The sequence below is a fragment of the Caloramator quimbayensis genome (assembly GCF_900167605.1).
In the GTDB taxonomy this organism is placed as follows: domain Bacteria; phylum Bacillota; class Clostridia; order Clostridiales; family Caloramatoraceae; genus Caloramator_B; species Caloramator_B quimbayensis.
Genome location: NZ_FUYH01000027.1, coordinates 20300 through 31963, shown reverse-complemented (window position 1 = coordinate 31963; position 11664 = coordinate 20300). Strand labels below are relative to the sequence as shown.

8 protein-coding genes are annotated in these 11664 nt (G+C 29.1%); all 8 read right to left on the bottom strand.

Going from position 1 to position 11664, the window contains the following annotated elements; all coding sequences use genetic code 11:
* Positions 1-596: 596 nt before the first annotated feature.
* Complete coding sequence (locus B5D15_RS12895) at positions 597-1565, bottom strand: ABC transporter substrate-binding protein (protein WP_078697526.1); 969 nt, start codon at positions 1563-1565, stop codon at positions 597-599.
* A gap of 30 nt (positions 1566-1595) precedes the next feature.
* Positions 1596-2639, bottom strand: coding sequence for an ABC transporter permease (locus B5D15_RS12890; protein WP_078697525.1), 1044 nt, complete (start codon positions 2637-2639; stop codon positions 1596-1598).
* Between the two features lie 25 nt (positions 2640-2664).
* The gene (locus B5D15_RS12885; protein ID WP_078697524.1) at positions 2665-4173 is read right to left on the bottom strand and encodes a sugar ABC transporter ATP-binding protein; all 1509 of its coding nucleotides are present in this window, start codon (positions 4171-4173) and stop codon (positions 2665-2667) included.
* A gap of 223 nt (positions 4174-4396) precedes the next feature.
* Positions 4397-5836, bottom strand: coding sequence for an ATP-binding cassette domain-containing protein (locus tag B5D15_RS12880; RefSeq protein ID WP_078697523.1), 1440 nt, complete (start codon positions 5834-5836; stop codon positions 4397-4399).
* Entirely contained in the window at positions 5837-6772 is a 936-nt protein-coding gene (locus B5D15_RS12875) for a sensor histidine kinase (protein WP_242948753.1), read from the bottom strand.
* 106 nt (positions 6773-6878) lie between these two features.
* On the bottom strand, positions 6879-8489 hold the full coding sequence (locus B5D15_RS12870; protein ID WP_078697522.1) for a response regulator: 1611 nt from the start codon (positions 8487-8489) through the stop codon (positions 6879-6881).
* Positions 8490-8832: 343 nt separating this feature from the next.
* On the bottom strand, positions 8833-10809 hold the full coding sequence (locus B5D15_RS12865; protein WP_078697521.1) for an FtsX-like permease family protein: 1977 nt from the start codon (positions 10807-10809) through the stop codon (positions 8833-8835).
* Positions 10802-11569, bottom strand: coding sequence for an ABC transporter ATP-binding protein (locus B5D15_RS12860; RefSeq protein ID WP_078697520.1), 768 nt, complete (start codon positions 11567-11569; stop codon positions 10802-10804). Before B5D15_RS12860 ends, B5D15_RS12865 begins: the two co-directional genes overlap by 8 nt.
* Between the last annotated feature and the right edge of the window lie 95 nt (positions 11570-11664).

Below are 11664 nucleotides of genomic sequence, written 5' to 3'. Positions count from 1 at the left end.
AGTTCTTCCTTCTGGGACTGCCGGAGATACTCTATGCACTCCTTGTTTACCTTCGTGTTCCACACTATTATCAACAGGGTAGCCTGTATATTCAGTTTTCTGCAATCTTTGAATATCTCTCGAAGTCTTCAAAATTCAAAACCTCAAAGCGTTCGGTCCTTCCCACGATAACGCGTATTTCGTAGTACTATGACCTCTGCTGACTTCTAACAGTTCAGCTATTCATCGCTGAATAGGTTGCCATTGAGAAAGTTCATTCTTTTTATGGCATATCTGTTAGACCTCCCCGGGTAAGAGCAACCGCCTTCATCCCATATACTCGCCACATTTACTGTATGAGGCTCGGGTAGTGTTGGACTTTATTTTGTTACGCAAACTCATCCACCTCAAGTCAGCCTAATATGTGGTTCTTGTTCATCGAGCCGGGACTTTGCCTCCGGCTTCCTTCAGATTCCACCTCACGATGGACACCCTTGCCATTGGCTAATGGTTCCCACTACCAAGTCCATAGCGGACTTTCACCGCCAAGCTGTCGCCCATGCCGGGCACACTTAAAGTAAAAGATGGTTTTTCAAACCATCTTTTAGAGACTAAAATTATTGAAGTTTTGATTTATCAATAACAGATACACCTGTATCTACATTTGTAGGACCTGAATATTGTCCACTTAAAGCCTGGGCTGCTGCCTTCATTCCTTCATAACCCATAACATCTGGGTTTTGAGCCATTGTGCAAAGTATATATCCATCTTTAATTAGGTTTAATATAGCATCAGATTTATCAAAACCAACACCAATTACTTTCTTCCCAGCTTCTTTAATTGCATTTCCTGTACCAACAGTTGAACCTTCGTTAGCTCCAAAGATTCCAACACAGCCTTGAGTAATATAGTTTGCTGCTATATCCTTTGATTTTGCTGCATCTCCTTCTCCATATTGAGTTTCTAATATTTCAAACTTTGATCCTTTAAATGCCTCTCGGAAGCCTGCTTCACGTGCTACGGTTGAAGCAGTAGCTGCATTTACATTAACAATACCTATTTTACCTTCTTTTATACCAGCTCCTTCAAGAGCTTTAAGCATTTCTTTTCCTGCAGTTGTACCTGCTGCCTTATTATCTGTTGCAAATGTTGCAATTGATGGAAAATCTGCTGGTGAGTCTACGTATATTATCTTAACTCCTGCCTGCTGTGCCTGTTCAAGAGCAGATTTTACTGCAACAGGTCCATTAGCTGCTAAAAGTATAGCATTTGCTCCACCAGCTACAGCATTGTTTATACATTCAATCTGTTTAGCATCGTCTTTAACATCAGGAGCAAGCCACTTATAATCAATATTGCCAAGTTCAGCAACTGCTTTTTGACATCCCTTATCAACATTTACCCAATGCTGATCCATTTGATCCATTGTAATCAAAAAAACTTTATATTTTTTAGATGTAGATTGTTCTGTAGAACCATTATTTTGAGAAGATGTCTGTTGGTTAGTAGCCTTGCTGCCGCAGCCTGCAAATAAACCTACAAGCATAGCAAGACATATTAAAATTGATAATAGATTTTTTTTCATATTTATTACCTCCTTTTTTATTATAAAGCTTTACGCTTTAACATCATTATTATTATTTTGAATTGGCCATCGGTTATCTTTCTTAATTTTAGGCTTATCTCTTCTTACTATTACATCTAATAGCACAGAAATTATTACTATTATTCCAATTACAATATTACGAATAGCAACAGGTGCACCAGCAAATTGCAGTCCATTCTGTAATACTCCCCAAATAGAAGCTCCAATTACAGTTCCAAGAAGAATACCTTGACCGCCAAGGGTACTAACCCCACCAATAACTGAAGCTGCAACTGCATATAATTCATATCCATTACCTGCATCCATTGTTCCCATACCGCTTGTAGCACATATTATTAATCCTACAACACAGGAACAAATTGCACTATAAACATAAACCTTAGTTGTAACGTAAGTTATATTAACACCTGAAAGCCTTGCAGCTTCAGAATTGCTTCCAATAGCATAAATATAACGGCCTGTACGCATTCTGCTTAAAATAAAATTGAAAATAAGCCAAAGAATAAGTGTAATCCAAATCGTGTTATAAACATTCAAAAATCTTCCATAGTAAAAGAAATCTCTAAATCCTTTTGCAGCATTACCAATAGTGTCAGTATTATAATTGTTATTTACTATCTGTGCAATTCCTCTTGCAATTGTCATGGTACCTAAAGTGGCAATAAAAGGAGGAAGTTTACAACTTGCTACCAGCTGTCCATTTACAATTCCTATAGCAATACAGCATACAAAGGTTATTGCAACAGCAACCCAAGGATTTATTCCCTTAGTCATCAATGTAGCTGAAATCATACAACTCATTCCAACAACCGAACCTATAGAAAGGTCAATATTACCAGTTATGAGCACATATGATTGTCCTATTCCTATAATAAGTATAGGAGCAATTTGCCTAAGTAAGTTGCCTATATTCCTGCTTGAAAAAAACATAGGATTTAAAAATGCAAATACAATACAAAGAACTATTAAACCTACACTAATTGTAATAACTTGTCCCATTCCTCTAATTTCTAACATTCTTTTTAGTATATTTCTCTTCTCTTTCTTGCTCATATTTAACACTCCCAAAACCAATTTATTAAGATACTGCAATTTTATTGTCAAATTTAGTAGCATATTCAAGAATCTTTTTCTGCGTTGCATCTTTAATATCTAATTCACCAGTCATTCTTCCATCACACATTACAAGTATTCTATCACTTATTCCTAATATCTCTGGCATCTCTGAAGATACAAACAAAACTCCTATACCCTGTCTTTTTAGTTCATTCATAAGATTATATATTTCAACTTTTGCAGCAACATCAATACCCCTTGTAGGCTCATCAAACATTACAACTTTAAAATTTCTTGCCATCCATTTACTTACAACAACTTTTTGTTGATTCCCTCCTGAAAGTTTATTTGCTTCAACATCAATATTAGGTAATTTAATCATTAAATCTTTTACTGCATTATTAACAATATTTTTTTCTTTCTTTCTATCAACAATGCCAATTGAATTGCATAAAATATCAAGATTAGGCAGTGAAATATTATCTCTTACGCTTAATTTTGTACACAAACCATCCTTTTTTCTATCTTCAGGTACCAATACAATTCCTTCTTTAATTGCATCAAAGGGTTTATTTATATTAATCAATTTACCATTAAGAAAAATGTCCCCAGACTCTTTTGTATTTGCGCCAAAGATAGTTCTAGTTAATTCTGTTCTGCCTGAACCCATCAATCCTGCAATTCCAAGTATTTCGCCTTCATATAATTCAAAATTTATATTTCTAATGAGTCTTCCTGCATTCAAATTTACAACCTCAAGTATTTTTTTACCTCTTTTAGAAGGTATTCTTGGGAATTTTTCTTTTATTTCACGACCTACCATATAAGTAATAATATCTGCCATTGTAATATCCTTAAAGTTTGTAGTTATTATATGCTTTCCATCGCGCATTATGGTTACTCGGTCTGCAACAAATTGTAATTCATCTAATCTATGAGAAATATATATTATTCCACAGCCTTCACTTTTTAATTTATTAATTATTCTAAATAGATCATCAATTTCCTTTGAAGTTAAAGCTGATGTAGGTTCATCCATTATTAGAATTTTGGCATTTAATGAAAGTGCCTTTGCTATCTCTACCATTTGCTGTTTTGAAACTGTAAGATCCCCAACAATTGTTTCTGGTGAAATATCAATATTTAACTTATTAAGGATTTCTTTTGCTTTTATATTCATTTCATTGTGTGATACAATGCCAAGATGTGTAATTTCACGATTAAGAAAAATATTTTCTGCAACCGTAAGATGTGGACATAGATTTAATTCCTGATGTATCATTGAAATTCCAATTGCCTGTGCTTTTTTTGGTGATAACTCGCTTACACTTTTGCCGAAAAAGTATATTTCACCACTATCTCTGCTATATATGCCACTTAATATTTTCATCAACGTTGACTTCCCCGCACCATTTTCCCCAAGTAACGCTAAAACTTCTCCTGATTTTAAATTAAAGGATACGTCATCAAGTGCCTTTACCCCTGGAAAAGATTTGTTAATATTTTTAGCTTCAACAATACACTCACTCATAAAATCCACCTATCTTTACTGCTATTTTTAGACTACTATTTTATTTAGTATATTTTTCATGTGTTAAAGATTGAATTTTCTAAATATTACATAAAAAATATAACATAAATACCAAAAAATAATAATGGGACATATTTTGGTTTTAGGTGGATTATTTTTGGGACTTTATAATTTCAAAATATTATTAATGTCATCAAAACAGTATCGCAAGAAAAAATTCTAATTAATTAAATTTATAGAATTCTTCCCTGCGATACTCTTTACACAATCTTCCCTGCTCAACTACTATTAGCCTGTCAGCAACTGAAAGTGAATCAGAAAGATTTACAGTAAGAATTATTATAGTAATTTTTTTCTCTCTTATTATATTAATTAATTTTATTAAATGCTGTTTTAAATTTATATCAACTCCAGAAAAAGGCTGAATACAAAACAGGACTTTAGGATTATACAGATGAATCCTATAATAAATTAAGTTATACAAAGATTGAGGAGATAAATTTGAAATATTAGTTGAATAAATATCTTCACCAATTATTGATTCATACTCTTTTATAACACTTTTTATTATATTTTTTTTAAGCCATAAAAAAGATTTTTTATTATTTAATAAGAAACAAAGATTATCAATGTAGTTCATACTTTTAAACAACATACTTTGCATCGGATTTTCCTGTATAAACAATATATCCTTATTTAATTTATAATAATTTTTAATATAATCCATATTATTAAATATTATTTTTCCGGATTTTGGCCTTATTTCTCTATTCATAAGTTTTATTAAATCACAAAATATTGTATTACTTTTATCTAAAAAAACTACACATTCTTGTAAATTTATATTAAAACTCATATTATTTATAAATTCAGTCGTTATATTTTCAAACCTTAATATTTCTTTTTCTAATTTATTCTCAGTAATAAAAAATTCTTTTCCACTGTAATCTACAGTATAAGGTATAATTTTTTCTTCACTATATTCATTTTTGTTTAAAATTTTTAAAACCTTACCATTTTTCATTATAGAAATTCTATCACAAATTTTAAATGCTTCTTCATAATCGTTACATATATAGAGAAAAGAAATACCTTTCTTTGATAAATATCTAATTAAACTATGTATTTTTTGCAAATCATTGATGCTTATAAAATTGCATATATCTCTTAGAATAATTAAATTTACATCTGCTGTAATTGCTTTTAATATCTCAACAACACACTTCTCATATATATTTAAATTGCCAATTATCTCATTTGAATTAATTTCAATACCTAATTCTTCAATTAGTATTTCAAAGTTTTTATTTAGTTCTTTTGTATTAATTATACTTTTTTTAAAATCTTTATTTAATACAAATATATTATCTGATATTGTTAGATTTTCTATTAAACGGCTTTTATTTTCAATAACTGCTACTGGGTTCATACTCATAGAACTATGTTCATAACTATTTACTAAATTTTCTTTAAAATAAATTCGGCCATAATGTATAGGTATGTTTTGAAAAAGCAACTGTATTAATTCTTCTTTCCCATGGGCATTAATACACAAAAGCCCCATTATCTCTCCTTCAAAAATATGAAAACTAAAACTATCCAAATAAGTTATACCCTCAATTATTTGTGTAACTTTCTCTATACGCAAAACCTCATTTTTCATTTATTCATCACCCTGCTTCATTATACGTGGTAATGTTATTTCAACATCTGTACCAACATTCTCTTTGCTGTAAATATTGATGCCATACTCTTCTCCAAATAAAAGCTTAATTCTATTATTAACATTTATTAATGCTATACCTATCTTTTTTTCGTCATCATCAGGCTTAATATACTCAAAGGATTGTATCTTTAATTTTTCATTTAATTCCATTAAACGACTTTCATTGATCCCCATTCCATCATCAGATACAGTTATAATGAGTCTTTTGGGTGTTGTCTCAATTCTTATACTAATATTACCATCACCCATTTTCCTTTCTATTCCGTGAAATATTGAATTTTCTACAATAGGTTCTAATGTAAGTTTTGGTAATCGATATTTTAAAATCTCTTCCTTTTCCTCATAATCATATTCAATGTTTAAGTTTAAACGTTCTCCAAATCGATACCTTTGAATAATAAAATAATTCTCAATACTTTCTAATTCATCTTCTAATGTTACTAAGTGTTCCATATTAGAAATGATATATCTAAAAAAAGTTGCTAATGCTTCTGTCATTTCTGCCAGATTATTCAATCCCGCTGATATTGCCTCTCCCCTGATACCTTCCAAGCTGTTATATAAAAAATGAGGATTAATCTGATTTTGTAAAGCAAGGTACTGGGCTTGTCTTTTTGAAGCATTTATCATCTCACTTACATTTACAAAAGACTTAAACTTATTTATTGTTCCTTCGAATTCTGGGCTAAGGGGATATTTCAATTCATATATTCCTTGAAGTGTATATCCCATGGAAAAAAGTGTTAATACCTTCTTTGTTTCTTTATAGGGTATATAAATATATTTATAACCTGTAAAAATAATAAATATTAAAAAGGCAAAAAATATTGACAAAGTAATAAAATATTTTTTCTCTAAGATTGATGTAATCATCCAAAATAGAAATAAAAAAACATTAAAGATTAACAGCAATAATACATAAAAAAAAACTCTATAAGATAAATAATAAGTATTTCTTTTTTTCATTTACATTTCCCACCTAAGAAAAAAGTTTTCTATACTCACTTGGCTTAATACCTGTAAATTTTTTAAAACTTTTGACAAAATACTTTAAATCGTTATAGCCTACCCTTTCACATATTTCTGCAACGCTCAAGTCAGTATTTTTTAATAATTCTTTGGCCTTATTCATTCTAACCTCTGAGAGATAATCTAAAAAAGTAATGCCATTTTCTTTTTTAAATAAATAACTAAAATAAGAATCATTAAATCCTACATAATCACTAACTTCTTTAAGAGTTATAGGCTTCATATAATTTTCATTTATAAACTGTTTTGAAATTCTTATTGGTCTTATATCTTCCTGTTCTTTATTTTTAATTACTATCTCAAAAGATTCTTTAATATGTCTTTCAAAGTGTAAAAACAGCTGTGATGCACTACTGCACAATTCTAAACGGTTATAAAAAGATTCATTTATTTGTTCTAAAATCGTAGAATCTAATTGATATTTTTTTAGAACTATTAAGAAGATATTAAAAGCTTCTTTAATAAAGTTAAAAAATTCATAACCTGAAAGATTTGCATTTTTAAATAATTTATCTTTAAATAATTCACAAACTTTAATAGCTCCATTCAAATCTAAAATTTCTATTGTCTTTTCTATATTATTAGTAAAATCAATTATTAAAGAATTGTCATTGCAATAACTTTGAAATTGTATATTTTCAATTATTTTATCAGTTCCTTCAATTAACCGTTGCTCTATTGCTGCCTCAGCTGCAATCATAGAATTCTCTAATTCATTTATATCTTTTACAGTCATTCCTATTCCTATTGTAAACTTAATTCCTCCATATATGTTTTTTTGAATAATAATTTCATCCAAACAATTTTTAAGTAGCTTTCTTATTATCTTTTTGTTTGCTTCTTCATAATTTAATAAACAATATCCTCTACTATTATTAAAATATATCTCCATTTCAAAACATTCGTGTTTTAACATTTTGTTTAATATACTAACAATTTTATCTTTAATAATTTTCAGACTATTTTCAAATTGCTCTTCATTTTCATAATCAAGTTTAATTATAAATATTTGAAAAATACCAGGTTGAAATTTAAAATAATAATTCTGATTATATTGTTCTAAAGTAACTTCTTTCTTCTTTTTATCGTTATTTAATAATTTTTCAACAAAAAATAATGACCTCAATTTTTTAAGATCCTTCTGCAAATTAAATCCTATATTTTCATTCGATATCTTCTCTGATTTTTGTCTATTTTTTTCTCTTATTTTATTTAAAATCTCCAAAAGTTCATCTTTTTTTATAGGTTTTAATAAATAATCAATAACTCCATACTTTATTGCAGTCTTAGCATATTCAAAATGACTATATCCACTTATTATAATGAAATCTATATTCTCTTTTATTTCTTTACCATATTTAATTAATTCTAGTCCATCATATCCGGGCATCCTTATATCAGTTATTACAATATCTGGCTCAAATCTTTTTATTAGCTCAAGAGCTTCGATACCATTATTAGCAACTCCAACTATCTCCATGCCTATAGCTTTCCAATCAATTAGATTACAAATCAGCTGGCATACTTTTATTTCATCGTCAGCAACAACTACTTTACACATACCATTCTCCTCTTATCATATAAGGTTACAAAAGAATTAAATTAACTTTTTGTTAATATATATTTTCTATTATTTTATATAAAATCCTGCATAAATCAAAATTTTTTAATTCCTAAGTTGTAAATAAGATTTTATAATTTTAATAAGCCCTCAGCATTTTATTTGCTGAGGGCTACTTAATCTCTCTATAATCCACAAACACTTCCTTTAGTCTCTCTTTTTTCTTTTTACATTTGTCCCTAAGCCACAATATTTAGTTTATAAATTAATTTTAATTGAAGTAATTATAGTATTTTGTAAATAAGACTATTTTTTTAAACCTATATAAAACTTTTAAGTTATTTTACTCTCTTACAATCTGATAATAAGTTTTTGCAGTTAAAGCATATACAATTGTATAAATTACAGAAAAAACACAAATAGTTATTATTGTACATATAATAAATAAATTTACATTTGTAAAATTAAGCATTGCAAGAAACTTAGTAAGTATATTAAAGGCAAACATAAGATGGATTACAGCTATAACAAGAGGCAGGAAAAATACTGTAAGTACCTGATTTTTAATAATCTGCCTGATTTTTTCACAGCTCATGCCAATCTTTTTCATAATATTGTAACGTTCTTTATCGTCATACCCTTCTAAAATCTGATTATAATACATAGCAAGAACTACTGCCATAATAAATAAAAGACCCAAGAAAATACCAAGAAAAAACAATCCTCCAAATAATACATAAAATCCTTCTCTTTCCCTTTCTGCTCCTTCAACATTAACTTTAGGATTTATTTTTGTTAAATCATTTTTTAAAGCATTAGTAAGTTTTATTTGAATATCTCTTTTAGCATTTACATCAAATCCATAGTAATAAGAAAAATGTTCCACATTATTTCTGCCGCTATTAAGCAGATTTTGAACCTCTTTTATTGTATCCATATCAGCGACTAAAAAATAACTGTTTGCCATGATTGAAGTTAACCTGCCTTCTTTATAAAGAGAGGATAATCGTCTTTTAATATTAAGCTTTAAACCGCTTATATTTATTACATCGCCTTCTATATTTCCATTCAAACTATATAAAAGTACTTCTCCTTTTGAAAGCGATTCCGATTCGTTTGCAATTCGATTGTAATCGTCAATTGTAACTAATACCAGTTCTGCCGCATCAGGTGGAAAATAGTTATCTATTTCTTTAATAGTAAATCTTTCACCTTTTTGTATTGTAATAAAATAAATATAATGATAATTAATTATATTCTTTGGAGCAGCATTAAGAATGGATGTTTGTTTTTCAATTGCATTATTAATCTTTTTTATCTGGCTTTCTGAAACTTTAGAAACATAAACTGATATATTTCTTGGATATCTGTTTCGTAAAACATCTTCTATTCCTGCATACATAGAAATTGTAGTAGAAAGCATAACAATAACCATTGTTGATAATATACATATGTTTGAAAGCCCTGCTGCATGCTGCTTCATACGATGAAGCATACTTGAAATTGAAACAAAATGATTCAATTTATAGTAATACTTTTTGTTTTTACGCAGCATTTTTAAAACTACAATGCTTCCAGAAATAAAAATACAATAAGTACCTATAATAACCAGAATAACTGCAGTAAAAAAGCCACCTACTGCTGCAAGAGGATATTTTGTAGTTAAAGAAATATAATATCCTGCTGCAAGACATACTGCTCCAATTGCTGCTATAATCCATTTTGTCTTTGGCTCCCTTTCACCTGCATTTGTTTCTTTTAAAAGTTCAATAGGATTAGACAAATGCACCTGAAAAATATTGTAAATAAGGTTTACAATAAAAATCCCGCTAAATAAAATAGCTGTATGAATTACAGACTTAATCGGAATTTCAAACCCAAAAACAACTTTAAACGTTATTATTTTAAAAAGAATCAAAATCATAAGCTTGCTGAGAAGTATCCCTGCTAAAATACCAGCTATAATACTTATAATCATAATTATTGTCATCTCAAAAAACATAACTCTTGCAATATGCTTTTTCTCCATTCCAAGTATATTAAAAAGCCCAAACTCTTTTTTTCGTCTTTTAATTAAAAATCTATTATTATAAAACAAAAAAATAATTGAAAATATTCCTACTACACCTTCTCCAAATATAAGAATCTGTCTTAAACTCCTGCTGTCACTTAAATTTCCAATATTTTTTGCTGCTGACAAAAAACTCATATTATAGAACATTATTATTGTACATATACAAGCCAAAATATAAGGAATATACGTTTTGTTGTTTTTCTGTATATTATTTACAGCTATTTTAGGATAAAAAAAATTACTCATTTCTTTCACCACCTGTAACAATCATCGTAAGAGTATCTGAAATTTTCTGATACATTTTCTCATCTGTCATTGAAGCTTTATAAATCTGGTGAAATATCTCTCCATCTTTTATAAACATAACTCTTTTTGCTTTACTTGCAGCTTTTATACTATGTGTAACCATAAGAATTGTCTGTCCCTCATTATTTATTTCCTCAAACAATTTTAAAAGCCCCTCGGAAGAGCGGGAGTCGAGAGCACCTGTTGGCTCATCGGCAAGAATAAGCTGAGGTTTTGTAATAAGTGCACGGGCAATAGCTGTTCTTTGCTTTTGTCCTCCTGAAATCTCATAGGGATATTTAATAAGTATATCGCTGATTCCAAGCTTTTTTGCAATTACTTTAAGTCTTTCATCCATTTCATCATAAGTTTTTCCTGCCAGTACAAGAGGTAAAAATATATTATCCTGAACAGAAAATGTATCAAGCAAATTAAAATCCTGAAATACAAACCCTAAATTATCACGTCTGAAGGCTGATATATCCTTTTCCTTAATTGATATTATACTTTTATCATTCAATAAAACATCTCCGCTTGTAGGTTTGTCAAGAGCTGCAATAATATTTAAAAGTGTTGTTTTGCCAGAGCCTGACTCGCCCATTATGGCAACATATTCTCCTTTTTCTATTGAAAATGACACATTAGAAAGAGCTTGAACAGTGTTTCCCTCAAACCTTGTAGTGTATACTTTTTTTAAATTTTTAACTTCTAATATTGACATAATTTAATCCTCCTTTCTGTTTTCTTATTCATTGTAACAAAAAAGAAAATGCGCTTCCCTGTTTCAGGCTTACATTTTCTCTTTAAAACTTACAT